The following is a 26805-nucleotide window of genomic DNA, read 5'->3' as shown; positions in this document are numbered from 1 at the left end:
GGAGCCGGCGCCCGGGCGTGGCGCCGGCTCCGCTGCGTTCAGTCGCGGCTTGCGCTGCGCGCCTGCCTGCGGCTGGCGATGAAGCCGCGCATTTCCTCCTCCAGCACCGGCAGCGGCACCGAGCCCAGCGCGAGGATCGCGTCGTGGAAGGGGCGCTGGTCGAAGTCCGCGCCGAGTTCGCGCTCGGCCTCTTCGCGCAGGTCGCGGATCGTGCGGTAACCGATGTAGTACGACAGCGCCTGCCCCGGCCAGGAGATGTAGCGATCGACCTCGTTCTCGATGTCCGCGCGCGACAGCGCGGCGTGGCGCGCGAGGTATTCGATGGCCTGCTCGCGGCTCCAGCCATAGGCGTGGATGCCGGTGTCGATCACCAGGCGCGCCGCGCGCCACATCTCGAAGCTCAGCCGGCCGAAGTCCTCGTAGGGCGTCTCGTAGATGCCCATCTGCGTGCCCAGCCACTCGGTGTACAGCGCCCAGCCCTCGCCATAGCCGGAGAAATAGGTGCTCTGGCGGAAGGCCGGCCGCTCCGGCGCCTCGAGCGCGAGCGCGGCCTGCAGGCTGTGGCCCGGCGAGCACTCGTGCAGCGTCAGCGCCGGCAGGTTGTACAGCGGCCGCGACGGCAGGTCGTAGGTATTGAACCAGCAGGCGTCCAGGCCGCCGCGGCCGGCGGTGTAGTTGGGGGCGATGTCGTCGGCCACCGGCAGGATGGTGAAGCGGTAGCGCGGCAGGGTGCCGAGCACGTGCTTGAGCTGGCCGTCCACCTTCTTGGCCACGTAGGCCGCGGTGGCGAGCAGTTCGCGCGGCGTGTCGGCGTAGAACTGCGGATCCGAGCGCAGGTAGGCCAGGAACTCCTCGAAGCTGCCCTCGAAGCCGGCGCGCGCCATGACCTCGTGCATCTCCGCGGTGATGCGCGCCACCTCGGCCAGGCCGAGCTCGTGGATCACGCGCGGGTCCATGTCCCGGGTCACGTACTCGCGGATCTGGGCGCGGTAGAAGGCCTCGCCGTCGGGCAGCGCGGTGACGGCGATGCTCGTGCGGGTGCGCGGCAGGTAGTCCTCGCGCATGAAGGCGAGCAGCCCACGGTAGGCCGGGACCACCTGGCCGAGCACCACCGCGCGGCCTTCCTCGCGCAGCCGCGCGCGCGCTTCGGCCGGGATCCCGGCCGGGATGGTGTCGAAGGCGGCGAGCAGCGGGTTGGCCGCGTCCTCGCGCGTGTAGGGCACGATGGTGTTGTCGCGGCCGCCGAGCGATGCGCGCGGCACGCTCCAGCCGCGCGCCAGGCCGCGCTCCATGTTGGCGATCTGTTCGTCGAAGTGGCGCGGCAGGTCCGCCAGGCGGGAAATGAAGTCGCGCCACTCCTGCTCGGTATGCCAGGGCTGGCGCGGGGCGAAACCGGCCCAGAAGAAGGTGTCGCTGTTGAACGGCGCCTCCCAGGTGCGGCGGCGGGCGTTGTCCAGGCTCGCGTCCATGGTGGTGCGGAACACGGCCAGGTTGATCCGGTCCTCGCGCGACAGGGCGTCGACCGGAATCGCATCGAGCGCGGCCAGGGTGCGCGACCAGTAGGCGATGCGCCCGTCCCAGGCCTCCGGCGTCACCGACGGCAGGCGGCCGGACTGGCGCCAGCGGCCGTCCACCAGCGCATAGCCGTATTCGCGCTGCCGCCACTCGGCGTCGGCGGCGAAGATCGCGTGCAGTGCCTCCGACGCCGCTGCCGCCGCCGCATCCGCACCGGTGGCCACGGCCGCGGGCGCGTCGCCGGACTGCGCCAGCGCCGCGCCGGGCAGACCGGCGGAGGCTGCCAGCAGGGCCAGGCCGAGCACCGGAAGGTGCAGGAGTGAACGATGGGGACGGATCGGCATCTGCTGCTCTCCTCGCGATCAGGCCGGCGCGCGGGCGCCGCTCGGGAATGGGACCGCCAGCGGCGGCCCACCGGATTCTCCGCGAACGCCGCCAGCGCGGCCACCTGCCTCCCGGGGCTTGCGCGCGGCGAAACCCGCGCCATGGCCGCTACCCCGGGTTCGAGTACGAGGCGTTGCCCAGGCCCGTGCCGATGGTGAGCACGCCCCAGCGCCGCGCGGCGCGCATGCGCGGCCGCTCGCTCAGGCCCTGCACCACGGCGTCGTTGTGCAGCAGCACGCGCGGCACGCGGCCCTTGACCGGCGACAGCCAGGCGCGCAGCGCCTGGGCAGGGAAGAAGTCTTCGGCCTCCCAGTCACCGGGCAGGTTCTGCGCGCCGCAGCGCAGATGGCCGCGCGTGTCGACTTCGCCGGGGCAGGCGATGCCCACGAAGGGCGCGAGGTCGATGCCGCGGGTGCGGGCGTGCGCCGCCACCGCCAGGTGCACCACGTGCGCGGCGTCGGGATCGCCGCCCAGCAGCACCATGTCGATCTCGCGCTTGCCGAGCCCGGTGGTGGGCGTGCTTCCGAACGGGTCGCGCGGGCCAGTGGCATGCGCGCGCCGGGTGGCATGGCCGGCACGGCGCCGGGTGCCGCCTTCCCGCAAAACCCCGCCCTGCGCCATGCCCCGCTCCTTCCGCCGACGGCCCACGCCAGCCGCGCTGCCGTCGCGCCGCGGTCAAGGCGGCGCGCGCCGCCAGGGCGCGTCGCGGTGACCGGCGAACTCGCCGTGCGCACAGGCGATCCAAGCCTGGCGATCGTCGAGCAGGCGCCCGCCGGTGAAGGCCGAAAAGGCCGGCAGGATGGTCTGCCCCGGCTCCAGCACCAGCGCCGGCCAGCGCCCCGGCAGTCCCGGCAGGGCGGCCACCGGATGCACGTGTCCGCACAGCACGTGGCCCGCTCCGGGGCCGCCCTCGCCGCCCGCCGCCGGCAGCGGATGGTGGCGGAACCGGAACGGACCGTCGTGCACGTCTTCGGGCAGGTGCACCACCCCGGCGGCGTCGGGCACCAGGGCGCGGTCGTGGTTGCCGGCGACCACGCCCGCGCTGCAGCCGGGGTGGGCGGCCAGCAGGCGACGCCACTGCGTCTCGAAGCGCGCGTGGCGGCGCCCGTGCAGGAAGTCGCCGAGCACCCAGAGTTCGCGCGCGCCGGTGCTGCGCAGCAGCGCGTCCAGGCGAGCGAGGTCGTGGCCGGTGCCGCCGCTGGGCACGGCGATGCCGGCCGCACGCATGATGTCGCCCTTGCCCAGGTGCAGGTCGGCGATGAGCAGGCGGCCGCGCGCGGGCCAGTACAGCGCCCGGTCGGCCATCAGCTGCATGTGCTCGCCGGCCAGCTCCAGGTCAAGCGCGGCGTGCATGGCGCGCCTCCAGCTGTTCGGCCGCCCGGCGCACGCGGGTGCGCCAGTCCTCTGTGCTGAGCTGGCCGCGCAAGGACTCCGCCCACAGCGGGAAAGCCAGGGGCGTCAGCCCGCGCGGCCGGTGCAGCGCCAGCCGGCGCCGGGCGCAGCGCTCCAGCGCCGCGCGCAGGCGCACCGCCTCCAGCTGCGACTCCAGCACCTCGCGTTCGGCCTGGGCGAGCAGCACGTGGCCGGGGTCGTGTCGCCGCAGCACGTCGAACAGCAGGCTGCTGGAGGCCTGCAGCTGGCGCAGCGACCGGATCGCGCGCCCCGGGAGCGAAGGCGCGAGCAGGCCGGACACGCGCGCGATCTCGCGGAACTGGCGGCGCGCGAGCTCGGCCAGGTTGAGGCTGGCGTGCAGGTCATCGACCATGCCGTCGACGGCGAGCAGGCGCGCCAGCAGCGCCTCGTCCGGCCAGGCCTCGGCCTGCGCGCTCAGCGCCAGGCCGTAGTCGTTCACCGCCCAGGCGAAGGTGTTGGGCCGCTCGCGCGCCCAGCGCAGCGCCAGCAGCGGCGCCAGGCCTTCGTGCACGGCGCGTCCGGCGAACGGGAACAGGAACAGGTGCCAGCCCTCGCGCGTCTTCACCGCCTCCGCCAGCAGCCGGCCCGGAGTCGGAAGCTCGGACAGCCGCTGCTGAAGCGAGAGCAGCGGCGCGAGCGCGCGCATCTCCGCGCTCTCCGGGGGCCGGGCCAGGATCGCCTCCACCTCCGCGGCCAGCTCGCTCGACAGCGGCATGCGCCCGCCCTGCCAGCGCGGCACGCTGCCGTCGCGCTGTTTCGACAGGCGCACATAGGCGGTCATGTCGCGCAGCTGCACCAGTTCCAGGGTGCGCCCGGCGAACTGGAAGCGGTCGCGCGGGCGCAGGCGCGAAACGAAGGACTCCTCCACCGCGCCGAGCGCGCCGCCCTTGGCGAAGCGCACCTGCACGCTGCCGTCGCTGGTGATGGTGCCGATGGACAGGCGGTGGCGGAACGCGACGCGGCGGTCGTGGACGCGGTAGCGGCCGTCGTCGTCGCGCACCACCCGGCGGTAGTCGGGATAGTGTTCCAGCGCGCTGCCGCCGCGCACGATGAAGTCGAGCACCGCCTGCCATGCCGCGTCGGGCAGTCCGGCGAAGGCATGCGTGCCGCGCACCTCCCCGAGCAGGGCATCGGCGTCGAAGCCGCCCCCGAGCGCGAGCGTGACGCAGTGCTGGGCCAGCACGTCGAGCGAGAGCCGCGGCGGCGTGCGCGCCTCGATGCGCCCGGCGTCGATGGCCACCCGCGCGGCCGCGTATTCGGCCAGCTCCAGCGCATGGGTCGGCACGCAGACCACGTGCCCGGCCTCGCCGGGGCGGTGGCGGGCGCGGCCGCCGCGCTGCACCAGGCGTGCCATGCCCTTGGGGCTGCCCACCTGCAGCACCTGGTCCACCGCCGGGAAATCGACGCCGAGGTCGAGGCTCGAGGTCGCGACCACGCAGCGCACGCGGCCGTCGCGCAGGCCGGCCTCGGCCTCGGCACGCAGCGACGCATCCAGCGACCCGTGGTGCAGCGCGAGCGTGGCGGGATCGTCCAGCCAGACCGCCTGCAGCGCGCGGTGCCAGAGTTCGGCCTGTGAGCGGGTATTGGTGAACAGCAGGCTGCTGCGCGCGCGCTGCAGCACCGCCGCCACCCGCTCGAGCTGCGACAGGCCGAGGTGTCCGGCCCAGGGGAACCGTTCGCCTTCGCCGGGCAGCAGGGTTTCCAGGCTGAGCCGGCGTGGACGCGGCGCGGACAGGATCGGCGCGTCCGGCTGTCCAGGCAGCAGCACGTCGCGGGCTTCCTCCAGGTTGCCCAGGGTGGCCGAGAGGCCCCACGTGCGCAGCGCGGGGGCAATGGCACGCAGGCGCGCGAGGCAGAGCTGCAGCAGCACGCCGCGCTTGTTGCCGAGCAGCTCGTGCCACTCGTCCACCACCACCGCGCGCACCCCGCCGAGCAGGGCGGCGGCATCGGGATAGGACAGCGCGAGCGCGAAGGATTCCGGCGTGGTCACCAGCACCTCGGCCTGGCCCTGGCGGGCGAGGCGGCGGTCGCGCGCGCTGGCGTCGCCGGTGCGCATGGCCACGGTCCAGGGAATGCCGAGCGCCTCCACCGGCGCGCGGATCGCACGCGCGGTGTCCACCGCCAGCGCGCGCAACGGCGTGATCCACAGCAGGCGCAGGCGCGACGGTGCACCCGCGGCGCGGCGCTTCCGCGCAGGCGCGTCGCCCAGGCGAAGGGCCTCGAGCAGCGGCCCGCCGAGCGCGGCCAGGGTCTTGCCGCTGCCGGTGGGCGTGACCAGCAGGCCGGATCCGCCGGCCAGGTAGCGCCGCCAGGCTTCGCGCTGGAACGGTGCCGGCTTCCAGCCCTGCCCGGCGAACCAGTGCGCCAGCGGCGCATCGGCCCGCGTGCGCGCCCGGGGACGTGCATCGGTGCCGGTGCGCGACGGCCGCGCTGCGCCTCCGGACGCGCTCACCGTGCCAGCGCCCGCAGCGCGTCCACGCGGTCGGCCTCCTCGGCCGGCTTGTCCTCGCGCCAGCGCAGGATGCGGGGGAAGCGCACGGCCACGCCGGACTTGTGCCGCGTGGACCGGTTCACGCCCTCGAAGCCGAGCTCGAACACCTGCACCGGATCCACCGAGCGCACCGGGCCGAAGCGCTCACGCGTATGCGCGCGGATCCAGCGGTCCAGCCGCAGGATCCCGGCATCGTCCAGGCCGGAATAGGCCTTGGCCACCGGAACCAGCACCTCGCCATCCCAGAGGCCGAAGGTGTAGTCGGTGAACAGCGTGCTGCGGCGGCCGCTGCCCGACTGTGCGTAGATCAGCACCGCGTCGATGCTCAGCGGGTCGACCTTCCATTTCCACCAGTCGCCGCGCCGGCGGCCATGGCGGTAGGGCGAGTCGAGGCGCTTGAGCATCAGGCCTTCGACGCCGCGGGCACGCGAGGCCTCGCGAAGGGCGGCGGCCTGCGTCCAGTCGGCCGCCTCCACCCGCGGCGACAGCGCGATGCGCGGCGCATCCGCCGGGTCCGCCGCATCCAGCGCGCCCGCGCCCTCGCGCGCCGCCTGCACAGGCCCTGCTCCGCCGGCCTGGCCGAGCAGCTCCGCCAGCAGCGCCCGCCGTTGCCGCAGCGGACGCGCTCGCAGGTCTTCTCCATCCAGTTCGAGCAGGTCGTAGGCCAGCACGCGCGCCGGCGCGGCGGCGAGCGACTTCGGCCCCGGCTTCAGGCGCTGGATGCGGGTCTGCAGCGCGCTGAAGGGCATCGGCGCATCGCCGCCGGGCATCCACGCCAGCAGCTCGCCGTCGATCACGCAGTCACGCGGCAGGCGCGCGGCGGCGGCCTCGATCTCCGGGAAGCGTCCATCCATGCGCTCCTCGCCGCGCGACCACAGCGCGATTCCGCCCGGGCGCCGGATCAGCTGCAGGCGGATGCCGTCCCACTTCCACTCGAGCAGCCAGTCGCCGACCGGCCCCAGCGCCTCGGGCCCACCGTCCAGCGGCGAGGCGAGGAAGAAGGGATAGGGCAGCGCGGCGTCACCGGGCTGCGCCTCGGGCGAAAGCAGGCGCGCGAGAAAGCCGGCATCCGGCGTCCAGCGCCCCAGCATGCGCTGCGCGATCAGGGCGATGTCCACGCCCGAGAGCTCGGCCAGGGCCTGCTGCACCAGGCCCTGTGACACGCCCACGCGCAGCGCGCCGGTCAGCAGTTTGTTGAAGGCCAGCCGTTCGCGGAAACAGAGCGCGCGCCAGGCCTCGACCACCACCGCGCGGCGCACGTCCGGCTCCGCGTTGGCCACCGGGGCCAGGCGCGTCTCGATCCAGTCGGCCAGGCCCGGTCCACCCGCCTGGTCCGCAACGTCCGCCGCCGTGGTAGCGGTCGAGCCCCGCGGCGGATCGTCGAGCAGCAGTGCGAGGGTTTCTGCGAGGTCGCCGACCTGGTGGTGGCAAGCCTCGACCAGCCAGTCCGGCAGGCCGGCTTCTTCGCCCACCCAGGCGCGCAGCTCGCCGGTGGAGGCGATCCTGGCGCGCGCGCCGCCCACCTTGCCACCCGACAGCAGCCACAGCGCCCAGGCGGCATCGCGCGGCGGCGCGTCGCGGAAGTAGTCCACCAGCGCGCGCCGGCGATCAGCGGTGCCGGTGCTGCGGTCGAGCCGCTCGTAGAGGGCGGCGAAGCGCTGCATCAGTCGTCCTCGCCGTAGCCGGTGGCGAAGGTGCCGGTCTCGATGCCCTGGTCGTTGAGCACGCGCACCAGCGCGTCGGTGTCGCCGTGGGTGGCGATCACGCGGCGCGCGCCGGTCTCGTGCGCGGTGCGCAGCAGCGCCGGCCAGTCGGCGTGGTCGGACACCACGAAGCCGCGGTCGTAGTTGCGCCGCCGGCGGTTGCCGCGGATCCGCATCCAGCCCGAGGCGAAGCCCTGCTGGGCGCGGCGGAAGCGCCGGATCCACGGGCTGCCCGCGGCCTGGGGCGGCGCGATCACCAGCTCGCCGGCGAAGTCCGCGCCGCGCGCCTCGTCGGCCACGCGGCGCGTGTCGAGCATCGCGATGCCGGCCGCGCGGTAGACCTCCACGCCGGCATCGATCGCTCCGTGCACGAAGGCCGGGCGCGCGGTGTGCGCGGCCAGCTCGGCCAGCACCCGCTGCGCCTTGCCCAGCGCGTAGCAGTACAGGATCGCCGCCTCGCCGTTCGCCGCGCACTCCTCGCGCCAGGCCACGATGTCGCGCGCGACGTCCGCGGCCGCCGGCCAGCGGTAGACCGGCAGCCCGAAGGTGGACTCGGTGATGAAGACGTCGCAGGGCACCACCTCGAACGGTGCGCAGGTGGGATCGGGGTCGCGCTTGTAGTCGCCCGAAGCCACCCAGACCTCGCCGCCGGCCTCGATCCGCACCTGGCTGGACCCCAGCACGTGGCCGGCGGGGTGGAAGGACAGCGTGGCGCCGCCGATGCGGAAGCGCTCGCCGGCGGCGTGCACGCGGTAGTCCTGCTCGCCCAGGCGCCAGCGCAGGATCGGCAGGCCCTCGGCGACCACGTGGTAGCAGCCCATGCCACCGCGCGCATGGTCGCCGTGGCCGTGGGTGATCACCGCCCGCGGCACCGGTCGCCAGGGGTCGATGTGGAAGTCGCCGGCGGGGCAGTACAGCCCGTCCGGCGTGGCCACCACCAGGTCGCCCGCCGTCATCGCGCCCGCTCAGCGCAGGTCGACGTCGCCGACCTTGTCGCGGTAGTCCTTCTTCGGATCGATGCCGAGTAGCATCTTCACGCCGGCCAGCATGCTGTTGGCGTCGATCCAGACCTCGGCGTCTTCCGCGTCCAGACGCAGCAGGCGGATCTTCGGATCCTCCTTGCCCTCGTACCAGGCGGCGACGAAGGGGTTCCACAGCCGCTCCACCACCGCGCGGTCGGTGTCGACGCGGAGGTTGCCGCGGATGCTCGCGAACAGGTCATGGCCCTTGGACGCGAAGCCGGCGATCGCGCGCCCGCTGCCGCTGCCCAGCTGCCGGACCAGCTGGTTGTCGGAGGAGGTGAAGAACCAGATCGGCGAGCGGCGCCCTTCGGCCTGCGCGGTCATCGGGCGCGCGTGGCCGTCCTCCTGGCCGTCGAGGCCGAGCATCACGGTGCGGTCGCTTTCCAGCGCCTTCCAGAACTTTTCTTCGAGTTCGCGGGGATCGGTCATGGCGTGCTCCAGCTGCGGGGGGACCCATATGCAAGCATCCGGCGGGTGACAGCGACGTTGGCAAGGCACCCGGACGGCCGGGGCGGCCGTCGCGCGGCGGACCGTTCACCTGGCGCGGACCGGGCCTGCCGGATGATCGCCGCCTCCGTCGCCCCGAAAGGCAGGCCCGTCCATGAATCCGGACATCATCGGCTGGGCCGCTTCGGCCATCCTGCTCGCCACCCTCAGCCGGCAGATCGTCACGCAGTGGCGCGACAAGGACGCCAAGGGCGTATCGCGCTGGCTGTTCGTGGGCCAGATCGCGGCGTCGACGGGCTTCGTGGTCTACAGCTGGCTGCTGGACAACTGGGTGTTCATCGTCACCAACGCGCTGATCCTGCTGACGGCAGTGGTGGGCGAAGCGGGGCTGCTGCTCCGCCGCCGGCAGGCCGCCCGCGCCGACTGAACCTGCCGCCGCTCAGGCGACGGCCGGCAGCGGGCAGATGGACGAATCGCCGTCGGCCGCGTCCTGCAGCGCCTCGAGCAGGCCGCACAGGCTGCGCAGGTCCTGGGCATTGTGCAGGCCGACGCGGCGCAGCTTGCCGGCACTGCCGCCGCGCAGGTAGGCCAGCCACGCGCCCGGCGCCTCCGAACCCGGCAGGTCGTCCTCGCGCAGCACGCCGAGCAGTTCGCGCTCGACGGTGGCCAGGCGGCAGTTGGCCCACACGCCGCGGTAGCGGCGCCGCACCGGATGCAGCAGGTCGACGTGGCGGAGCGCGGGCAAGGGGTCGTGCTGCCGCGCGAGCCGGTAGCGCGTGGACAGCAGCGGGCGGTCGTAGCTCTTGCCGTTGTAGCTGACCAGCACCGTCGCGGGCTCGAGCCAGCCGGCGAAGGCCGCGAGCATCGCCTCTTCCGCCGCCAGCTTCGTGATGCACAGCTGGCGGATGCGCAGGCCGCCGTCGCGCCAGTCGGCGGCACCGATCATGAAGGCGCGGGTGCCGGTGCCGCCGGCGAGGCCGGTGGTTTCGGTGTCGAAGGCGAGCAGATGCTGGCGGGGAATGTCGTCCTGGCCGATGCCGTGGAGCGGCAGCGTGGCCTCGCCTGCGGGCCAGGGGGTCCATTGCTCATGCAGGCGCAGACCCGGTGCGATCTCCTCGCCGGGGAGTGCGCGGTCGAGGCTGCGGGGAGCCGGGGGCGGCGCGGCACGGAGTTTCAGGAGGTTGCGGAGGTGGTCGATCTTGGCCTGGTGGGGGTCTCTTGGCGGGGCTGCCGCGGGCTTGCCCCCCACCCCCGCCTCCCCGCGCAACCGTGCGATCTTCTCCGCCAGCGCGCTCACGCCGCCACCAGCAGGTCGAGCACGCGCAGGGCCAGCTGGCGCGGCGTGCCAGCGGCCCCCTCGTCGGCTTCGAGGATCGGCCCGACGCAGGCCGGGCAGCCACCCTGGCAATCGCAGTCCGCGACCACCGTGCGCGCCTGCGCCAGCAGCTCTCCGCGCCGCTCGTACAGCGGCGAGGAGAGGCCCACGCCGCCGGGATAGTTGTCATAGAGATAAATCGTGGGCGTGAAGCGCCCAGGACCGCCAAGCAGCATCGCCCCGCCTTCGCTACCAGGCAACGGAATCCCGTCCTCTCCGTCCACGAAGGCATCGCTTTCACCCTCCGCCAGCAACGCGCCGTCGGCGCCGCGCAGCTGCCCGCGTCCCCTTGCGTCGCGCCCGGCGAACCAGGCGCCGTCGCCACTGCCCACCGCCTTCAGCAGGTCACGCGACTCCGCCATCACCGCCACCTGCGCCACCAGGTGCAGCGCGTGCGCGGCGCCGAGGAAGCCGTCCAGCGCCTCGTGGCGCATCGCGAAGGCATCCTCCAGCACCCGCTGCGGCAGCTGCCACCACACCGCGCTGGTGTGCATCTCCTGGTCGGGCAAGGTCACCGGGCCGTAGCCGATGTTCTCGTGGGTGTGGAAGCGGATCTTCTTGTAGCCCGACACGCGGCGCAGCACGTGCACCTCCCCCAGATGCGCGGAGCCCCGCCCGGCCGGCGCCTGTTCGGCATCGTCGAGCACCTTCAGCTTCGTGTAGTCGATGGCGTCGGTGTAGTAGTCGACCTGTGTGCGCCGCACATAGGCCTTGCGGCCCTCCCAGTCCAGGCGCTCGACCTGGAAGGGCTCGGACTGGACCATGTGGATCGCGCCCTCATACAGCGTCAGCGCCGCGGCCGAATAGTCGACCTCGGCGATGATCTGCTGGCGCCCGTCGGTGCGGTCGACCACCACGAAGTTGCCGTCGGCCACCGAGCGCAGGTTCACCGCCTGCGCCGGGTAGCTGTCGGCGATCCACTCCCAGCGCTCGCCCTCGTGGTGCAGCACGCCGCTTTCGGCCAGCACCTCCAGCCACGGGCCCGGCTCCACCGGCCCGAAACCGTCGCCGTCGCGGAAGGGCAGCTCGAAGGCCGCGCAGCGGATGTGGTCGAGCAGGATCAGCGGCTGGTCGGCCTCGATGCGCGCATGTTCGGGGCTGGCCGCGGCGAAGAACTCCGGATGCCGCACCACGTACTGGTCGAGTGCCTCCGAACTCGCCACCAGCACGCCCAGCGAGGGCTGTTGCCGGCGTCCGGCGCGGCCGAAGCGCTGCCAGATGGCCGAGATGCTGCCGGGATAGCCGTTGAGCACCACCACGTCGAGGCTGCCGATGTCCACGCCCAGCTCCAGCGCCGAGGTGCTGACGATGCCGTCGATGCGCCCGGCGCGCATGTCCTGCTCCACCGCGCGGCGCTCGGTCGGCAGGTAGCCGCCGCGGTAGGCGCGGATCCGCCGCGGCTTGCGCGGGTCGTGGTCGAAGACTTCCTTCAGGTACTTGGTCAGCACCTCGACCATCGAACGCGACTGGCAGAACACCAGGGTCTTCAGCCCGCCGCGGATCGCCAGCCGCGCGATGCGGTTGGACTGCGAGCGCGCGGACGCACGGATGCCGAGGTCGGGATTGACCACCGGCGGGTTCCACAGCAGCACGTGGCGGTCGCCTCGCGGGGCGCCGCTGTGTTCGATCACTTCGACGTCCTCCGCCGCCGTCTCGATCAGCGCGCGCCCGTGGTCGCCGGCGTTGCCGATCGTCGCCGAGCACAGGATGAAGGTCGGTTGCGCACCGTAGAACGCGCACACGCGCTTCAACCGGCGGATGAGGTTGGCGACGTGACTGCCGAACACGCCGCGGTAGGTGTGCACCTCGTCGATCACGACATAGCGCAGGTTCTCGAAGAACTGCGCCCACTTGGTGTGGTGCGGCAGGATGCCCTGGTGGAGCATGTCCGGGTTGCTGACCACGATGTCGCCGCTGACCCGGATCGCGCGGCGCGCGTCGCCCGGGGTGTCGCCGTCGAAGGTGGCGGCGCGCAGGCCCAGCCCGCCGGCATGGTTGAGTTCCAGCAGTTCCGACACCTGGTCCTGGGCCAGGGCCTTGGTCGGGAACAGGTACAGCGCCTTGCCGCGTTCGCGCAGGGCGCTGGCAACCACCGGCAGCGTGTAGCACAGCGACTTGCCCGATGCCGTGGGCGTGGCCACGACCAGGTGGCGGCCGGCCTGCGTCGCCTCCCAGGCGCGGGCCTGGTGGCTGTACAGGCGCTCGATGCCGCGCACGCGCAGCGCGCGCACCAGCGGCTCCGGCAGGTCCCCGGGGAACGGCGCGTACTCACCTCCCTGCCCCGCCTGCACCAGGCTGCCGGTGATCCGGCCCGGGTACTTGGCTTCGAGCTTCGCGGCGAGCGTGCTGCTGCCGGTGGCGACGGCAAGGCCCGTCGCGGGCTTGAGGATGGCGTTCAAGGTGACGGGCTCCGGCGGCGGGACCCCGGATGCTGTCCGGCCGCCGTCTCAACCACTGCGACGCGGCCGCCGGTGCCAGCCCCTTTCCGCCAGGGCGCATGGCGGAGCCTGCGCTAGCAGCCGTGTGCGACGGGGAGCAGCACGACGCGCGTGGCCGACCCGGCTTCGGCTACGCTGTCCGCACCCCGGTCGCCCTGCGAGCCACCTTGACCCCGACCCGCCCACCCGGAGCCCTGCGCGATACCGGCATCGACTTCGACTGCAGCGCGCGGGCCAGCGCGCCGGACGCCGGTGCGGCCACGCTCCGCTTCCGGGCGACCACCCGCCCGGACGAGGTGTTCGACCGTTTCCATGCGGCCTACGACCGCGCCTTCATCCTTCCCGACGAGAAGGAGGATCGCGACGGCCTCATTCAATGCCTGGCGCTGAACCATGGTGCGCGCTACGAAGCACTGGCCGCGCGATACGGGCCGTATCGGGAATGGGTGGCCGTGCTCGAGGAAGACGGCGAGGTCGCCGGCGGCGCCAACCTCGTCTGCCATCCCCTGCGGGGCGGCGGCGGGGCATCCGGGCCATGGCTGCTGGCCGCCAACCTGAATTACGTGTTCGTCACGGCCAGCCATCGCGGCCGCGGCCACCTGCACCGCCTGGTGGCGGCCTGCCGGCGGCTGGTGGAGGCCTCCTTCGTCCCGGCCCCGGGAACCGCCGACCCGGCCACCATGCCACTGCTGCTGTTCTTCGAACTCAATGACCCGCTGCGCATGGATCCCGAGGACTATGCGCTCGACTCCGCCCATGCCGGGGTCGACCAGTTCGACCGCGTGGCCATCTGGGGCCGTCTCGGCGCGCGGATCATGGATTTCCCCTACCTCCAGCCCCCGCTGTCCGCCGGACAGGCGGCCGACGACGGTCTGCTGCTCGGCGTGATCGGTGCACCCGACGCCGGGCTGGATGCCTGCACCCTCGGCGGCCACCTCGAGCGCTTCTTCTCGATCTCGGTGCTCAAGGGCCTCGATGCGCGCGGATCGCCGGCATCGCGCGGACAACTCGAACTGTGCGAGGCTGCCTGCGCGGAAGGCAGGCCGTTCGCGCTGCTGGATCCGCAACCGCACCTGGACGCGCTGCGCCGGATGCCGGCAGGCGGAAGCACGCGGACGGGGCTGCGCGCGGCGCTTTCGCGCGGCAGGGGCTGAACAACCACCGCCAGAAGGGGGAAGGGGATGGACGGGGAACCTGGTACGGCCGGCGAGGACATCTTCGCCGCGGCCCTCGAACGCCGCGACGAAGGCGGCACGCTGCATCTCACGCTCTCCTTCATGGTCGAGTACGAACGGCTGCAGCAGGCAGTCGCCGATGCCGGCGGCGCCAGCCTGTGGGACCGGGACCTCGTGCGCCAGCTCCGCGACCATGAAGACAGCCGCCGCCTGGGCAACGCCATCGAGCCGCTGTTCAACGACATCGCCGACCGCAAGCGTGGCCTGTTCATGGAGGAGTTCCTGATCGACACCCCCGGCGGTGGCGATACTCCCCACGACCAGAACACCTGCGACGACATCGAACTGGTGCTGCCACCGTCCATCCACTGGCGCACCGAAGGCGAGCACTTCGGCATCGAGCTGGCGGAGCCGCCGTGCTTCCAGGCGCGCTGCCGGGCGTTCTGGGTGGCCCACTCCAACACCTCGCTGACCTGGCACCTGTCGCTGGAGCTTCCGTACGCGCATCACCACGCGCATTACTACGGGCTGTCCCTGCTGCAGAAGGCGGTTTTCCCGACCGAAGGCACCCGCTGGCTGTACGACGGCGGCGCCGAGGGCATCGCCGTGCGCTCGCGCGCCTTCCCGGCCGATGCGCCGCGGTCGCTGCAAGCCTACGTGACCGCCCTGTTCGACCTGCACGCCGCCGACCTGCTCCAGGCGGTGGACGCGCTGATAGCGCGCGACGGCCGGGGCCGCAGGCCGCGACCGCGCCCGGCTTCGCTATGGCAGACACTGCTGGCGCCGGCCGGCACGCGCCCGGAGGACGGGATTCCCGCGCTCGGCGACATGCAGTGCCGGGCCATGTTCCTGCTGCAGGATCCCTGCTTCTTCGACCTCCTGAAGGGGAATGTCCGCAGCGCGCTCCCGCGGCTGGAGGAGTTCGCCACGCGCTGCGCGCCCGACGGCCGCTGCACCTACGACGAAGCCGACTTCGCGCCCGCGCGCTGTCCGCCGGCCCACCTTGACTACTATTTCCTGTCGGGGTTCCTGCAGAACATCATCGACTTCCTCCGCCAGGACGTGTCCGAAGTCCAGGACGGCACCGACCCGATCTATCCGCCGCCGGACCTGCCCGAGGGCGACAGCCATTTCATGGTCTACACGACGCAGACCTCGCTGTACGAGATCGTTTCGGGCTCCCGCAGCCTCAACGTCGGCCGCGGCTGGATCGGCACCTGCCCCTATCTGTTCCTCGTGCACCTGATGACGCTCCACAACGAGAACCTGGTGCAGCGCTACGAAGGCATGGTGCGCAGGCTGATCGAGGATCTGGACGGACGCCTGCTCGAGGCGGACTTCGAAGGCGACTATCCGGCGCATGCCGCCGACCGCGCCTTCGAACGCTTCCGGCGCTTCCGGCTGCAGACCTTCACCCGCATCGCCAAGCACCGCTATTTCAACGTGCTGCGCTACGACACCGAACGCACCTTCTACGAGTCGATCGAGCGCGTCCGCGGCATCGCGCAGCGGCAGGACTACTGGGCCGAAGTCGTCACCGACCTCGAGAAGACGCTCGACGACGTGCGCCAGAACGAATCGCAGAAATCGGACAAGTTCCTCGAGCGGGTGCTGTTCTACGTGACCTTCCTGGGCATCGCCCAGGTACTGTTCCAGATGGTGGAATTCTGGTTCGACGGTGAACGCGCGAAGTTCCCCCTCGGCCTGGGTTCGGTGGCCCTGGTGGCGCTGCTGATGCTGGTGATGTTGCGAAGCCGCGGACTGCTCGGCACGCGCCTGCTGAGGCTGCTGCGCATGCGCTGAAGCGGCCGGACGCCGGCGTCAGCGTGGGTCCACGCCGCCGCCGGGCCCGGCCAGCCCCACCCGCGCATGCCGCCGCCCGTAGGCGAAGTAGATCGCCGTGCCCACCGCCAGCCACACCGCGAAGCGCACCCAGGTCAGCGTGGTCAGGTTGAGCATCAGGTAGAAGCACAGCAGGGCCGAGACGATCGGCAGCACCGGCGAAAACGGCACGCGGTAGGCGCGCGGCAGGTCGGGACGCCTCCGGCGCAGCACCACCACGGCGATGCTGACCAGCACGAAGGCCGACAGCGTACCGATGTTGATCATTTCCTCCAGGATCTCGACCCGGGTGAAGCCGGCCAGCAGCGCCACCGCGGCGCCGGTGATGATCTGCAGCCGCACCGGCGTCTTGCGGGTTTCCGAAGTGACGCTGAGCCAGCGCGGCAGCAGGCCGTCGCGGCTCATCGCCAGCAGCACGCGCGACAGCCCCATCAGCAGCACCATGATCACCGTGGTCAGGCCGACCAGGATGCCGACCGAGATCACCTGCGCCGCCCAGCCGGCGCCGACCGCGACGAAGGCGGTCGCCAGCGACGGATTCTCCGCCTCGGCCAGCAGCGTGTACGGCACCATGCCGGTCAGCGCGAAGGCCACGCCGATGTACAGCAGCGTGACCAGGGCCAGGCCGCCGAAGATGCCCAGCGGCAGGGTGCGCTGCGGATCCTTGACCTCTTCGGCGGACGTCGCGACCACGTCGAAGCCGATGAAGGCGAAGAACACCAGCGCCGCACCCGACAGCACGCCGGCGATGCCGTAGCGCGCGGGCTCGGCGCCGGTCATCCACGACAACAGCGACTGCGACCAGGCATCGGCGGCGCCACCGTCGGTGGGCATCGCCGGCGGCACGAAGGGCGTAAGGTTTTCGGCGTTGAAGTAGGTCAGGCCGACCACGATCACGAACACCACGATGCCGACCTTGATCACGGTGAACACGTTGTTGACCCGCGCCGACATCTTGGTGCCCATGATCAGCAGTGCCGTGAACACGCCGACGATGAACAGCGGGCCCCAGTCCACGCCGATGCCGAGCACGTCGATGGTCGTGGGTATGTGCACGTCGAACAGCTCGAACACCATTGCCAGGTAGATGCCCCAGTACTTGGCGATCACCGCGCCGGCGGTGAGCAGCTCCAGGATCAGGTCCCAGCCGATGATCCAGGCGATGAACTCGCCCAGGGTGGCGTAGGTGTAGGTGTAGGCACTGCCGGCGACCGGGATGCTGGAGGCGAACTCCGCGTAGCACATGATCGCCAGCGCGCAGGCCAGCGCCGCGAGCAGGAACGACACCGACACCGCCGGCCCCGCGAAGCTGCCCGCCGCGCGCGCGCCCACCGAGAAGATGCCCGCGCCCACGGCCACCGCCACGCCCAGGATCATCAGGTCCCAGGCGGTGAGCGAACGCTTGAGCTCGCGGCCGGGCTCGGCGGCGTCGGCGATGGTCTGCTCGATGGACTTGGTGCGGAACAGGCTGCGCGACGGGCGGGCCTGGGGGCTGGGCGCTTGGCTCATTCGGATACGGCTCGATTGGCTGAAGGATGGAACGCGCGTCGGCCAGGGCGGCTACGCGGGACATTCGCGCCAGACTACGCCGCCCGCGGGAACCCGGACACTGCCGAAAGGACCACCCCGGCGCCCGCCACGTGTCCAGCCCCCGCACCCGCATCACGCCCTGCCGCCGCCGGACGTTATCCTTGCCCGATGCCGCGCACCGTCACCGCCACCCGCTACGTCACGCCCCTGCGCGAAGGCGGCTCCATGCCCGCGATCGTCGAGGCCGACGACGACGGCATGTACGTGCTCAAGTTCCGCGGCGCCGGCCAGGGGCCGCGTGCCCTGGTGGCGGAGCTGATCACCGGCGAAATCGCCCGTGCCCTGGGCCTGCCCGTGCCCGAGATCGTGTTCATCGAACTGGACCCGGAGCTTGCCCGCACCGAGGGCGACCCCGAGATCCAGGAGCTGATCCGTGCCAGCGGCGGCCTGAACCTGGCGCTCGACTACCTGCCCGGCGCCGCCAACTTCGACCCGGTGGCCGAGCAGCCTTCGTCGCAGCTGGCTTCGGAAATCGTCTGGCTCGACGCCTACACCAGCAACGTCGACCGCAGCGCGCGCAACCCCAACCTGCTGGTCTGGCATGGCGAGCTGACCCTGATAGACCACGGCGCGTCGTTGTACTTCCATCACGGCTGGGACGGCGACACCTCGGGCGCCGGCAAGCCCTTCCCGCTCGTCCGCGACCACGTGCTGCTGCCGCTGGCCACCGGGCTGGCGCAGGCCGACCGGGTGCTCAGCGCGCGGCTGCCGGACGACCGGATCGCCGAGATCGTGTCGTGGATCCCGGACGTCTGGCTGGACGGCCCCGATGCCTTCGGCACGCCCGGGCAGCAGCGCGCCGCCTACGCCAGCTACCTGCAGCAGCGCCTGACGCTGCCGCACGCCTTCGTCGAGGAGGCCGAACGTGCGCGCGCATGACAGCTACGACTATGCGGTGATCCGCGTGGTCCCGCGCGTCGAGCGCGGCGAGTTCATGAACGTGGGCGTGATCGTGTCCTGCGAGAAGACCGGCTACCTCAAGGCCGCGGTCGAACTGGACGAAGCGCGGCTGCGTGCGCTCGACCCGCGCGTGGACCTGGCCACGCTGCGGCGCCACCTCGAGGCGATGCAGCGCATCTGCGCCGGCGGCCCGGATGCCGGGCCGATCGGCCTGCTGCCCCAGCGCGCCCGCTTCCACTGGCTGACCGCGCGGCGCAGCGCGATCATCCAGACCTCGACCGTGCACATGGGCCGCTGCGGCGACATGGACGCGATCGTCGAGCACCTGATGGACCGCATGGTGCGGGTGGCGGCCGCCTGAGCCCGTGGCCGCCGCTCACGCGGCCGACGCCGGATCCCACTCGAAGACCTCGGCCAGCGGCGCGCCCAGCGCGTGCGCGATGCGGAACGCCAGTTCCAGCGACGGCGCATAGCGGCCGGCCTCAAGCGCGATGATGGTCTGGCGGGTGACCTGGCAGGTCTGGGCCAGCGCTTCCTGCGTCATCCCCGTGCGCTCCTGGCGCAGGCGGCGGATGTGGTTGGTGACCGCGGTGCGCGCCACGCGGCTCAGCGCCGGTCCAGCCAGTGGCGCACGGCGCTGGCGCCGTTGTCGACCAGGCAACCGACCATCAGGACCAGCACCAGCAGGTTGGCGATCATCGGCAAGCTGGCCCACTGCAGGCGGTCGGCGGGCGAGATGCCCAGCAGCACGGCCAGGACCACGATCATCCCGGTGACCGCATGGCGGGACCAGCCGGCGGCTTCGCGCTCGATCTCGCGGTCGCGCTCGTCCTCCTGGACGCGGTCCTTCCAGCGCCTGCCGACGGTGGACGACAGCACGGTCCACGCCACCAGCAGCATCACCAGGTTGCGGCCCACCTGCTGCGCCTCGGGACTGTCGGCGAGGTTCGGGGTCTGGAACACATGCATGCGGGCGACGAAATAGGCCACCGCCGCGGCCATGAAGGCGGTGCCGATCCACGCCTTCCATTCCGCGGGCGAGACCTGCAGCTCGGCGTCGGTCAGCGACAGCCGCCAGACCCCGTGGAGCGCGCCCCAGGCCGACAGCACCAGCACGGCGAATCCGATGGAGCCGAGATCCAGGCCGAACAGGGACTCCGCGCCGGCGAGCAGCATCCAGAGACCAAGTCCGGCGGCGGCGAGCAGCATGGGCAAGGCAAGGCGGCGCATGTCCATCGGAAACTCCATGCAGGGAATGTAAAAAACAACTTACATCCGCCTCTGGAGCGATGTCAAACTTTCTTTACATGCCGGCGCCGCCCGCCCGGCCGGAGGTCAGCCGATGCGGAAGATGGGCTGGTGGCGACGCAGGTCGTGGCGTGGATGCGGGAGGTAGCGGCTGCGCGTGTAGCCGGGGAACTGTCGGGCGCTCCGGCGGCGCGAGTTGCCGTGCGGATCACCGCGCTCCATGGGATGGACATGCGGCAGGCCAGCCTGGATGCGCGTGATGCTGGTGGCCGGCGTCGATCGACGTCGCGAATGGGCGCCGCGGGACGTGTGGGCGGGAAACAGGGACAGGATGGTGTGCTTGAAATGCCTGGTAATGGTGATCCTCCATAAATTCAATTAAAACAGTGCGTTACGGTCGTAATTGTAACATATTCGCGTATTCAGGTAAGCGAATGACGGCCCGGACTCACGGTGCACGCACGCTTGACCCCCGTCATGGCAGGCGGCTGCCGGCGAATCGATGATGCTGCGGACATCCGCACACGGCCCCCGACCAAGGAGTTGCCATGAAGACCGCCCCCGCCGCCCTGCCCACCATCGTGCTGGCCCTGTTGATCGCGCCCGGCCTGGCCATGGCGCAGCACGACCACGCCATGCATGCCGCGCACGCCGGGCCTTCCGACCTTGCCGCCCCGGCCGCGATTCCGTCCGGCCACGTGCGCTGGACGCCCGATGCGCCGCTGGTGGCCGGCATGGGCCAGGTCCGCAGGGCCGTCGCCACCCTCGCCCATCTCGAAATGGGCCATCTGGACGAAGGCCAGGTGCTCACGCTGGCCGGCGACGTCGATGCCGCCATCGAATCCATGTTCGCCAACTGCAGGCTCGAGCCCGAGCCCGACGTGGCGCTGCACGGCATCCTCGCCCGGCTGATGGCCGGGTCGAAGGCGCTGCGCGATGCTCCCACCGACCCGGCGCCGGTGGGCGCGATGCGCGATGCGGTCGCCGACTACGAACGCCTGTTCGACGATCCCGCCGCAACCGGGCGCTGATCGCCCGCCCTCACCGCCGGGCTGCGGCTGCGCCCGGCGGCACGGGCGGCACTCAGCGGGGCGCCGGCGCCCGGTACATGGCGGCGCTGATGCACGAGAACAGGCTGACCACGAACCAGCCGAACGGGAACAGTGAGAGCGTCAGCAGCCAGGTCACGGCGCCGGCGATGCAGCCGGCGACGAACCAGAGAATTGCCGACAGCACGCGCCCCTGCACCAGCTGGCCGAGGCCCGGGACGATGAGGCTGCAGATGGCGGCAATGACGTTGCCGGTGGAACCTTGCCCAGTACCCATCGTTCAATACTCCTGTAGACCAGTGTCGCGGACCAGGCGTCCGCATCAATGTACAGGACGGACGCTACACCCGATTGTGACGCTCAGGCCATCGGGAGCTTCAGGCCCTGTTCCTTCGCGCATTGCTTCGCGATGTCGTAGCCCGCGTCGGCATGGCGCATGACGCCGGTACCCGGATCGTTCCAAAGCACCCGGGCGATGCGTTCGTCGGCTTCGGGGGTGCCGTCGCAGACAATCACCACGCCGCTGTGCTGGCTGTAGCCCATACCCACGCCGCCGCCGTGGTGCAAGCTGACCCAGGTCGCGCCGCCGGCGACGTTGAGCATGGCGTTGAGCAGCGGCCAGTCGGAGACGGCATCGGAACCGTCCTGCATCGCCTCGGTCTCGCGGTTGGGCGAGGCCACCGAGCCGCTGTCGAGGTGGTCGCGGCCGATCACCACCGGCGCCTTCAGCTCGCCCTTGCGGACCATCTCGTTGAAGGCCAGGCCCAGGCGGTGGCGCTGGCCCAGGCCGACCCAGCAGATGCGCGCCGGCAGGCCCTGGAATTCGATGCGCTCGCGGGCCATGTCCAGCCAGTTGTGCAGGTGTTCGTCGTCCGGGATCAGTTCCTTGACCTTGGCATCGGTCTTGTAGATGTCCTCGGGATCGCCGGACAGCGCCACCCAGCGGAACGGCCCCACGCCGCGGCAGAACAGCGGCCGCACGTAGGCCGGCACGAAGCCGGGGAAGTCGAATGCGTTCGCACAGCCCTCGTCCTTGGCCATCTGGCGGATGTTGTTGCCGTAGTCGACGGTGGGGATGCCCTGCGCGTGGAAGGCCAGCATCGCCTCGACGTGGACGCGCATGGACTTCTTGGCCGCGTCGCGCACCTTCTCCGGGTGGTGCTTCTGTTCGGTGAGCCACTGCTCCACCGTCCAGCCGATCGGCAGGTAACCGTGCACCGGGTCGTGGGCGCTGGTCTGGTCGGTGACGCAGTCGGGGCGCACGCCGCGTTCGACCAGCTGCGGCAGGATCTCGGCGGCGTTGCCGAGCAGGGCGATCGACTTCGCCTCGCCAGCCGCGGTGTACTTTTCGATCCGCGCCAGCGCGTCGTCGATGTCGCTGGCCTGCTCATCGACATAGCGGGTACGCAGCCGGAAGTCGATGCTGGCCTGGCGGCATTCGATGTTGAGCGAACAGGCGCCGGCCAACGAGGCCGCCAGCGGCTGCGCACCGCCCATGCCGCCCAGGCCCGCGGTCAGGATCCACTTGCCGCGCAGGCTGCCGCCGTAGTGCTGCCGCCCCATTTCCACGAAGGTCTCGTAGGTGCCCTGCACGATGCCCTGGCTGCCGATGTAGATCCACGATCCCGCGGTCATCTGGCCGTACATCATCAGGCCCTTGCGGTCGAGCTCGTTGAAGTGCTCCCAGTTCGCCCAGGCCGGCACCAGGTTGGAGTTGGCGATCAGCACGCGCGGGGCGTCGGCATGGGTCGGGAAGATGCCGACCGGCTTGCCGGACTGCACCAGCAGGGTCTCGTCGTCGCGCAGACCGCGCAGCGATTCGAGGATGGCGTCGTAGCTTTCCCAGTCGCGCGCGGCGCGGCCGATGCCGCCGTACACCACCAGATCCTCCGGGCGCTCGGCCACGTCCGGGTCCAGGTTGTTCTGGAGCATCCGGTACGGCGCCTCGGTCAGCCAGGAGCGGCAGCTGAGGTCGGTGCCACGGGGGGCGCGGACGGTGCGGGAGGGGTCGTGACGGGTGGACATGGGCGGGGCTTCACCATGGGAACGGACCCCGGATTATCGCATCGCCCGGAAAGAAGACGCCCGGCACGATGGCCGGGCGTCGCGGGGGCCAATGACTGGCCTCCAAACCGCGGGCGCCCGGCATCGCCGGGCGCCCATGTGACACGGGTGAGGCTCAGCGGATCGAGGGATCCAGCCGGCGCAGCGCATCCCGGAGATCGACCGAACCCGTCTTCTCGATGTCCTCGCGGGTATAGACGCGGCCACCGGCGGCGACGCATTCCTTCTGGTCGCTGCGTGAACGGGCGTTGCGCGCGGCCGTAATGCGCGAGCCGGTCTGCTCGATGCAGAAGCGGTCATCGGCCTTGCGCGCATCCTTGGCGCGGCTGCGCGCGGCCTCTTCCGGCTCGTCCTGGGCGTGGACGGCGACGGGTGCCGCGACGAAGGCCAGGGCGGCCACGATGGCGGTGGTAATGAAGGCGTGCTTCATGGGTCACCTCGCAGTGATGCTGGGGGAGCAGCCACCAACGATACGCCGCCCGCGCCCGCGTGCGCGAGATCCGCATACCGGCGTTTACCGCGTCGTCAGGCTTGTGGAGAGCGGCGCGACCACCACCGGTGGCAGCAGGCGCGCGCGGTAGCGGCCCTCGGCGTAGTAGCGGATCTTGCGGCAGCGCACCGCGTGCGCCATGCCCTCGCAAAACAGGATCTCCCGCTCCGGCCCCATGGCCTTGAGCTCCTGCGGCAGCATCAGCGCGCGCCGCTCCTCGCTCTCGCTGCGGCTGACATCCCGGCGGCGGCGGCCGCGGGTCAGGCTGCGCCGGCGCAGCGTGGTGTAGCCCAGCATCTCCGAATAGTCGTTGGCGTCCTGCTGCTCGCGGGGGGCGAACACCACCTGCATGGCGTGGTTGGTGACGATGGCGCGCGCCACGTCCTTGCCGTAGACCGCGTCGAGCTGGGCCATGCTCTGGATCACCGGCAGCAGGCGCAGGTTGTAGCCGGCCATGTAGGCCATGGCGGTGGCGATGATGTCGACGCGCCCCAGCGCGGTGAACTCGTCCATCAGCAGCAGGCACTGCTGGCGCAGGCAGGGATCGTCCTGCGGCAGCGTCCTCGTGTTCAGGTTGATCAGCTGGCTGAAGAACAGGTTGAGCAGCGGCCGCGCCTCCGCCAGGCGGTGCGGCTGCACGCCGACGTAGACCGTCATCGGCCGGCGCCGCAGGTCGTCGAGCAGGAAGTCGTTGCCGCTGGTGGCGGCATCGAGCACGGGATCGATCCAGGGATTGAGCGGCTCGCGGAAGCTGCCCAGGATCGAGGCGAAGGTCTCCTCCGCCTGCGACAGCAGGTTGCCGAAGGCGCGCCGCGCGTGCTCGCCCAGGAAGGGCCGCGCGGCCAGCTCCTGCAGGTGCTGGCGCGCGGACGTGCCCTCCGACGAAGACAGCCGGAACACATGGCCGATGGTCGGGAACAGCTGGCATTCTTCCGGCACGCCATCCCGGCGCTGCGCCTCGTAGTGGTCGAACAGGTACAGCGCGAAGGCCATGAAGGCGTTGCGCGCCTGGCTGGTCCAGAACTTCTGCTCCGGGCCCGCATCGGGATACAGCAGGTTGGCGATGCCCTGCAGGTCGGACACCCGCTGCAGCGGCTCGGTCGAGACATACGACAGCGGGTTCCAGCGGTGCGTGCGCTGGTCCTCTGCGAAGGGATTGAACAGGTACACCGCCTGCCCCTGCGCCGCCCGCCAGCCGCTGGTGAGCGCGAAGTTCTCCTGCTTGATGTCGAGCACCACCACCGAGCCGCGGTAGTCGAGCAGGTTGGGCACCACCACGCCCACGCCCTTGCCCGAGCGCGTGGGCGCGGCCAGGACCACCGACTGCTGGCCGTCCAGGCGCAGCAGGCGCCCGCACCAGCGGCCGACCACGATGCCGTGGCCGGAGCGGGTGAACAGCCCGCGGCGCGCAATGTCGAAGACGTTGGCGAAGCGCGCCCTGCCATGCGTCGCGCGCCGCGCCGGCCGCAGCAGGAAGAACACCGGCACGCTGGCGGCCAGCAGCGGAAGGCCGATGCCGATGCCCCCGGCCAGCCGTATGCGGCCCGCGTACGGCGCGACCTCCGGATGCGATATCACCCGCAGATAATCGAAATACGTGACCCAGCCTGAGGCCATGCCGTCAATGCCGATCAGCTTCAGCACGAGCACGCCCGAGAGCCACATTCCCGCGGCCAGCGCCGCGCACAGGCACGCGAGTGCCAGCGTCATCCTGATCCTGTCCATGTCACCTTCCGTGGTGTCGCCGATGTCCGGCTGCCGCGCAGCTTAGCGTAAGCTGCGGCCCGGACCCACGGGAGGAGGCTTGCCGATGCGCTGGCCCGGATTCCGCGAAGATGGCAGCCTCGCGCTGCCCCTCGATCCGCAGCCGCTGCTACCGCCGGGCATGCCGCTGCGGCTGCGCCTGGACGGGCACGTGCTGGAACGCAAGCGCGAACTGCACATGACCCTGCTCGGCCGCGACGCCGGCAGCGCGCTGCGCTCCCAACTGGGCGAAGACCACGTCCGCGGCCTGTTCGATGCCGTCGAATGGCAGCCGCACGGCACCGGCCGCTACGCCCTGCTGCACAAGACCAAGCAGGAATGGAACGGCCCGGTGCAAGCCTGGTCGCTGGTGGAACACCTGCAGGCGCCGGGCTTCGCGGAGTTCCGCCACCTGCTGGCGCGCGACAGCGGCCTGGGCATCGACTGCGGCGTGCCGCACGCGACCCTTTACGTCGCCGGCGACCCCTACGGCATCGGCCTGCCCGACCTCGCGGCCTATCGCGCCTGCTTCGTGCGCGAAGTAGCCGCGTCCGAGGTGATGCCGGTCAGGTGACCTTTTTGTAGACGGTCACGCCCAGCAGGAACAGCACCACCGCGATGATGATCGCGGCGAAGAACAGGAACTTGGCAATGCCCATCGCGGCACCCGCGGCGCCGGTGAAGCCGAGCGCACCGGCGATGAGGCCGATGACGGCGAAGATGATGGCCCACTTGATCATGGAAGGACTCCCGCGCCGCGGACTGCGGCGCGGCGCAAGTTATCCTTCGCGCGGTGTGACCCATGTGAAGCGGACCTGCAAATGAAGTGGCCCAAGAAGGGAATCCTCCGGGCGATGCTGGTCGGCGTGTGCGGCCTGCTGGTCGTCGCCGCCACCGCCTGGGGCTGCCTGCTGCTCAGGTTCCAGTTCCCGGGGCCGCTCCCGCTGCGCACGGCCCTGATCGCAGCGTGGTGCCTGCTGGGGATGGCCACCTGCATGGCGCTCGCGTGGAGCCGCCCGCGCTGCACCCGGCGCCCGCTGCTGGCCGCGTTCACTGCGGGGCTGGCCGCGCTGTTGCTCTGGTGGTTCTCGCTCACGCCCTCGCACGAACGCGACTGGGCCGACGACGTCGCCCGCCTGCTCGATGCCGATGTCCGGGGCGACCGCGTGGTCCTGCGCAACGTGCGCAACTTCGAATGGCGCAGCGAAACCGACTACACGCCGCGCTGGGAAACCCGCGAATACGACCTCGCCCGGCTCGCCACCGCCGACCTGGTGCTGTCGTACTGGATGGGCCCGCACATCGCCCACACCCTGGTGTCCTTCGGCTTCGACGACGGCCAGCGGATCGTATTCTCGGTCGAAATCCGCAAGGAGCGCGACGAGGAGTTCTCGGCGCTGGGCGGGTTCTTCCGCAGCTTCGAACAGGTGCTGGTGGCCGCGGACGAGCGCGACATCATCCGCACCCGCAGCAATGCCCGCGGCGAGGACGTCCACCTGTACCGCCTGCACATCCCGCCCGAGGCCCTGCGCCGGATGTTCCTCGGCTACGTGGTCCAGGCCGACGCGCTGCAGCAGCGACCGGCCTTCTACAATTCGCTGACCAGCAACTGCACCACCGTCATCTTCGACATCGCCCGCCACGTCGCCCCGGGACTGCCCATGGACCATCGCCTGCTGCTGTCGGGCCACTTCGCCGAATACGTCTACGACCAGGGCGGACTCGTGCCCGGCCACGGTTTCGACGAACTGGAGTCCCGCAGCTGGATCAACCCGCGCGCGCTCGCGGTGCCCGCGGACACCGCGGACGAGACCGCCTTCTCGCGCGCGATCCGCCAACAGGTGCCCGGCATCCCGGCCGCGGAGCTGGAGCGGTGACCTGCGTGGAGCGCCTCGCACGGCCACTGCTTGCGGCCA

26 protein-coding genes are annotated in these 26805 nt (G+C 71.5%); 8 read left to right on the top strand and 18 right to left on the bottom strand.

From position 1 onward, the window contains the following. Positions 1-38: 38 nt before the first annotated feature. The 7 genes from E2170_RS03480 to E2170_RS03450 all read right to left on the bottom strand — a co-directional run bounded on the left by E2170_RS03480 (position 39) and on the right by E2170_RS03450 (position 8957). The gene (locus tag E2170_RS03480) at positions 39-1859 is read right to left on the bottom strand and encodes a DUF885 domain-containing protein (RefSeq protein ID WP_132999241.1); all 1821 of its coding nucleotides are present in this window, start codon (positions 1857-1859) and stop codon (positions 39-41) included. A gap of 148 nt (positions 1860-2007) precedes the next feature. Further along, positions 2008-2520 (bottom strand): ROK family protein, encoded by a 513-nt coding sequence (locus E2170_RS03475; protein WP_132999240.1) that lies wholly within the window; start codon positions 2518-2520, stop codon positions 2008-2010. Between the two features lie 54 nt (positions 2521-2574). Beyond that, the gene (gene pdeM, locus E2170_RS03470) at positions 2575-3252 is read right to left on the bottom strand and encodes a ligase-associated DNA damage response endonuclease PdeM (RefSeq protein WP_132999239.1); all 678 of its coding nucleotides are present in this window, start codon (positions 3250-3252) and stop codon (positions 2575-2577) included. Further along, complete coding sequence (locus tag E2170_RS03465; RefSeq protein ID WP_132999238.1) at positions 3236-5764, bottom strand: ligase-associated DNA damage response DEXH box helicase; 2529 nt, start codon at positions 5762-5764, stop codon at positions 3236-3238. The genes pdeM and E2170_RS03465 overlap by 17 nt, the downstream gene beginning before the upstream one ends. Further along, positions 5761-7467 carry an ATP-dependent DNA ligase gene (locus E2170_RS03460; protein ID WP_132999237.1) on the bottom strand — a complete coding sequence of 569 codons (1707 nt, stop codon included), beginning with the start codon at positions 7465-7467 and terminating at the stop codon, positions 5761-5763. Before E2170_RS03460 ends, E2170_RS03465 begins: the two co-directional genes overlap by 4 nt. Beyond that, entirely contained in the window at positions 7467-8462 is a 996-nt protein-coding gene (locus E2170_RS03455; protein ID WP_132999236.1) for a ligase-associated DNA damage response exonuclease, read from the bottom strand. Before E2170_RS03455 ends, E2170_RS03460 begins: the two co-directional genes overlap by 1 nt. Before the next feature lie 9 nt (positions 8463-8471). Continuing rightward, entirely contained in the window at positions 8472-8957 is a 486-nt protein-coding gene (locus E2170_RS03450) for a pyridoxamine 5'-phosphate oxidase family protein (protein ID WP_132999235.1), read from the bottom strand. 172 nt (positions 8958-9129) lie between these two features. Between E2170_RS03450 and E2170_RS03445 the strand changes: the two genes are divergently transcribed. Continuing rightward, on the top strand, positions 9130-9402 hold the full coding sequence (locus E2170_RS03445) for a hypothetical protein (RefSeq protein WP_132999234.1): 273 nt from the start codon (positions 9130-9132) through the stop codon (positions 9400-9402). 12 nt (positions 9403-9414) lie between these two features. On the opposite strand, the gene E2170_RS03440 is transcribed toward E2170_RS03445, so the two are convergent. Both E2170_RS03440 and E2170_RS03435 read right to left on the bottom strand, forming a co-directional pair. Beyond that, the gene (locus E2170_RS03440) at positions 9415-10272 is read right to left on the bottom strand and encodes a ribonuclease H-like domain-containing protein (protein WP_132999233.1); all 858 of its coding nucleotides are present in this window, start codon (positions 10270-10272) and stop codon (positions 9415-9417) included. After that, entirely contained in the window at positions 10269-12749 is a 2481-nt protein-coding gene (locus tag E2170_RS03435; RefSeq protein WP_132999232.1) for a DEAD/DEAH box helicase, read from the bottom strand. The genes E2170_RS03440 and E2170_RS03435 overlap by 4 nt, the downstream gene beginning before the upstream one ends. A gap of 206 nt (positions 12750-12955) precedes the next feature. On the opposite strand from E2170_RS03435, the gene E2170_RS03430 reads away from it, so the two are divergent. Together E2170_RS03430 and E2170_RS03425 are read left to right on the top strand one after the other, a co-directional pair. Beyond that, positions 12956-13942: a GNAT family protein gene (locus E2170_RS03430; protein WP_132999231.1), complete on the top strand. Its 987-nt coding sequence runs from the start codon at positions 12956-12958 to the stop codon at positions 13940-13942. Between the two features lie 27 nt (positions 13943-13969). Then, entirely contained in the window at positions 13970-15766 is a 1797-nt protein-coding gene (locus tag E2170_RS03425) for a hypothetical protein (RefSeq protein WP_132999230.1), read from the top strand. An 18-nt stretch (positions 15767-15784) separates the two neighbouring features. Here the strand turns inward: E2170_RS03425 and E2170_RS03420 are convergent, their stop codons facing one another. Continuing rightward, entirely contained in the window at positions 15785-17314 is a 1530-nt protein-coding gene (locus E2170_RS03420) for an amino acid permease (RefSeq protein WP_132999229.1), read from the bottom strand. A gap of 189 nt (positions 17315-17503) precedes the next feature. Between E2170_RS03420 and E2170_RS03415 the strand changes: the two genes are divergently transcribed. Next, a complete protein-coding gene (locus E2170_RS03415; RefSeq protein WP_132999228.1) occupies positions 17504-18274 on the top strand; it encodes a HipA family kinase in 771 nt (256 codons plus the stop codon). Continuing rightward, positions 18261-18656 (top strand): DUF3037 domain-containing protein, encoded by a 396-nt coding sequence (locus E2170_RS03410; protein WP_132999227.1) that lies wholly within the window; start codon positions 18261-18263, stop codon positions 18654-18656. Before E2170_RS03415 ends, E2170_RS03410 begins: the two co-directional genes overlap by 14 nt. A 15-nt stretch (positions 18657-18671) precedes the next feature. On the opposite strand, the gene E2170_RS13975 is transcribed toward E2170_RS03410, so the two are convergent. The 3 genes from E2170_RS13975 to E2170_RS14125 all read right to left on the bottom strand — a co-directional run bounded on the left by E2170_RS13975 (position 18672) and on the right by E2170_RS14125 (position 19765). Continuing rightward, complete coding sequence (locus E2170_RS13975) at positions 18672-18896, bottom strand: helix-turn-helix transcriptional regulator (protein ID WP_132999226.1); 225 nt, start codon at positions 18894-18896, stop codon at positions 18672-18674. 5 nt (positions 18897-18901) lie between these two features. Further along, positions 18902-19531, bottom strand: coding sequence for a hypothetical protein (locus tag E2170_RS13970; RefSeq protein WP_132999225.1), 630 nt, complete (start codon positions 19529-19531; stop codon positions 18902-18904). Between the two features lie 99 nt (positions 19532-19630). Next, positions 19631-19765 (bottom strand): hypothetical protein, encoded by a 135-nt coding sequence (locus E2170_RS14125; RefSeq protein ID WP_279432852.1) that lies wholly within the window; start codon positions 19763-19765, stop codon positions 19631-19633. A gap of 326 nt (positions 19766-20091) precedes the next feature. Between E2170_RS14125 and E2170_RS03395 the strand changes: the two genes are divergently transcribed. Next, entirely contained in the window at positions 20092-20574 is a 483-nt protein-coding gene (locus E2170_RS03395) for a DnrO protein (RefSeq protein WP_132999224.1), read from the top strand. Positions 20575-20626: 52 nt separating this feature from the next. On the opposite strand, the gene E2170_RS03390 is transcribed toward E2170_RS03395, so the two are convergent. The 4 genes from E2170_RS03390 to E2170_RS03375 form a co-directional block, all read right to left on the bottom strand. Then, positions 20627-20869, bottom strand: coding sequence for a hypothetical protein (locus tag E2170_RS03390; protein WP_132999223.1), 243 nt, complete (start codon positions 20867-20869; stop codon positions 20627-20629). 83 nt (positions 20870-20952) lie between these two features. Next, positions 20953-22617: a urocanate hydratase gene (gene hutU, locus E2170_RS03385; RefSeq protein WP_132999222.1), complete on the bottom strand. Its 1665-nt coding sequence runs from the start codon at positions 22615-22617 to the stop codon at positions 20953-20955. A gap of 154 nt (positions 22618-22771) precedes the next feature. Continuing rightward, entirely contained in the window at positions 22772-23086 is a 315-nt protein-coding gene (locus tag E2170_RS03380; protein WP_132999221.1) for a hypothetical protein, read from the bottom strand. Between the two features lie 84 nt (positions 23087-23170). Continuing rightward, on the bottom strand, positions 23171-24871 hold the full coding sequence (locus tag E2170_RS03375; protein WP_132999220.1) for a type IV secretory system conjugative DNA transfer family protein: 1701 nt from the start codon (positions 24869-24871) through the stop codon (positions 23171-23173). Between the two features lie 85 nt (positions 24872-24956). Between E2170_RS03375 and E2170_RS03370 the strand changes: the two genes are divergently transcribed. Next, positions 24957-25463 (top strand): hypothetical protein, encoded by a 507-nt coding sequence (locus E2170_RS03370; protein ID WP_132999219.1) that lies wholly within the window; start codon positions 24957-24959, stop codon positions 25461-25463. On the opposite strand, the gene E2170_RS03365 is transcribed toward E2170_RS03370, so the two are convergent. Then, positions 25456-25629, bottom strand: coding sequence for a DUF1328 family protein (locus E2170_RS03365; RefSeq protein ID WP_132999218.1), 174 nt, complete (start codon positions 25627-25629; stop codon positions 25456-25458). The two genes, E2170_RS03370 and E2170_RS03365, sit on opposite strands and share 8 nt — an antisense overlap. Before the next feature lie 81 nt (positions 25630-25710). On the opposite strand from E2170_RS03365, the gene E2170_RS03360 reads away from it, so the two are divergent. Then, the gene (locus E2170_RS03360; RefSeq protein ID WP_132999217.1) at positions 25711-26766 is read left to right on the top strand and encodes an Lnb N-terminal periplasmic domain-containing protein; all 1056 of its coding nucleotides are present in this window, start codon (positions 25711-25713) and stop codon (positions 26764-26766) included. Positions 26767-26805: the final 39 nt, after the last annotated feature.

This window comes from Luteimonas arsenica (assembly GCF_004352825.1).
Taxonomy (GTDB): Bacteria; Pseudomonadota; Gammaproteobacteria; order Xanthomonadales; family Xanthomonadaceae; genus Luteimonas; species Luteimonas arsenica.
Note: the sequence above shows the minus strand (reverse complement) of the source record. Positions and strands in the feature narration are given on the sequence as shown.

Coding starts and splice junctions, on each gene's coding strand:
- E2170_RS14125 (WP_279432852.1), bottom strand. CDS start 19,765: ATGGAGCGCGGTGATCCGCACGGCAACTCGCGCCGCCGGAGCGCCCGA.
- E2170_RS03370 (WP_132999219.1), top strand. CDS start 24,957: ATGCGCTGGCCCGGATTCCGCGAAGATGGCAGCCTCGCGCTGCCCCTC.
- E2170_RS03420 (WP_132999229.1), bottom strand. CDS start 17,314: ATGAGCCAAGCGCCCAGCCCCCAGGCCCGCCCGTCGCGCAGCCTGTTC.
- E2170_RS13970 (WP_132999225.1), bottom strand. CDS start 19,531: ATGGACATGCGCCGCCTTGCCTTGCCCATGCTGCTCGCCGCCGCCGGA.
- E2170_RS03395 (WP_132999224.1), top strand. CDS start 20,092: ATGAAGACCGCCCCCGCCGCCCTGCCCACCATCGTGCTGGCCCTGTTG.
- E2170_RS03415 (WP_132999228.1), top strand. CDS start 17,504: ATGCCGCGCACCGTCACCGCCACCCGCTACGTCACGCCCCTGCGCGAA.
- E2170_RS03425 (WP_132999230.1), top strand. CDS start 13,970: ATGGACGGGGAACCTGGTACGGCCGGCGAGGACATCTTCGCCGCGGCC.
- E2170_RS03455 (WP_132999236.1), bottom strand. CDS start 8,462: ATGACGGCGGGCGACCTGGTGGTGGCCACGCCGGACGGGCTGTACTGC.
- E2170_RS03360 (WP_132999217.1), top strand. CDS start 25,711: ATGAAGTGGCCCAAGAAGGGAATCCTCCGGGCGATGCTGGTCGGCGTG.
- E2170_RS03450 (WP_132999235.1), bottom strand. CDS start 8,957: ATGACCGATCCCCGCGAACTCGAAGAAAAGTTCTGGAAGGCGCTGGAA.
- E2170_RS03365 (WP_132999218.1), bottom strand. CDS start 25,629: ATGATCAAGTGGGCCATCATCTTCGCCGTCATCGGCCTCATCGCCGGT.
- pdeM (WP_132999239.1), bottom strand. CDS start 3,252: ATGCACGCCGCGCTTGACCTGGAGCTGGCCGGCGAGCACATGCAGCTG.
- E2170_RS03445 (WP_132999234.1), top strand. CDS start 9,130: ATGAATCCGGACATCATCGGCTGGGCCGCTTCGGCCATCCTGCTCGCC.
- hutU (WP_132999222.1), bottom strand. CDS start 22,617: ATGTCCACCCGTCACGACCCCTCCCGCACCGTCCGCGCCCCCCGTGGC.
- E2170_RS03475 (WP_132999240.1), bottom strand. CDS start 2,520: ATGGCGCAGGGCGGGGTTTTGCGGGAAGGCGGCACCCGGCGCCGTGCC.
- E2170_RS03480 (WP_132999241.1), bottom strand. CDS start 1,859: ATGCCGATCCGTCCCCATCGTTCACTCCTGCACCTTCCGGTGCTCGGC.
- E2170_RS03390 (WP_132999223.1), bottom strand. CDS start 20,869: ATGGGTACTGGGCAAGGTTCCACCGGCAACGTCATTGCCGCCATCTGC.
- E2170_RS03375 (WP_132999220.1), bottom strand. CDS start 24,871: ATGGACAGGATCAGGATGACGCTGGCACTCGCGTGCCTGTGCGCGGCG.
- E2170_RS03460 (WP_132999237.1), bottom strand. CDS start 7,467: ATGCAGCGCTTCGCCGCCCTCTACGAGCGGCTCGACCGCAGCACCGGC.
- E2170_RS03380 (WP_132999221.1), bottom strand. CDS start 23,086: ATGAAGCACGCCTTCATTACCACCGCCATCGTGGCCGCCCTGGCCTTC.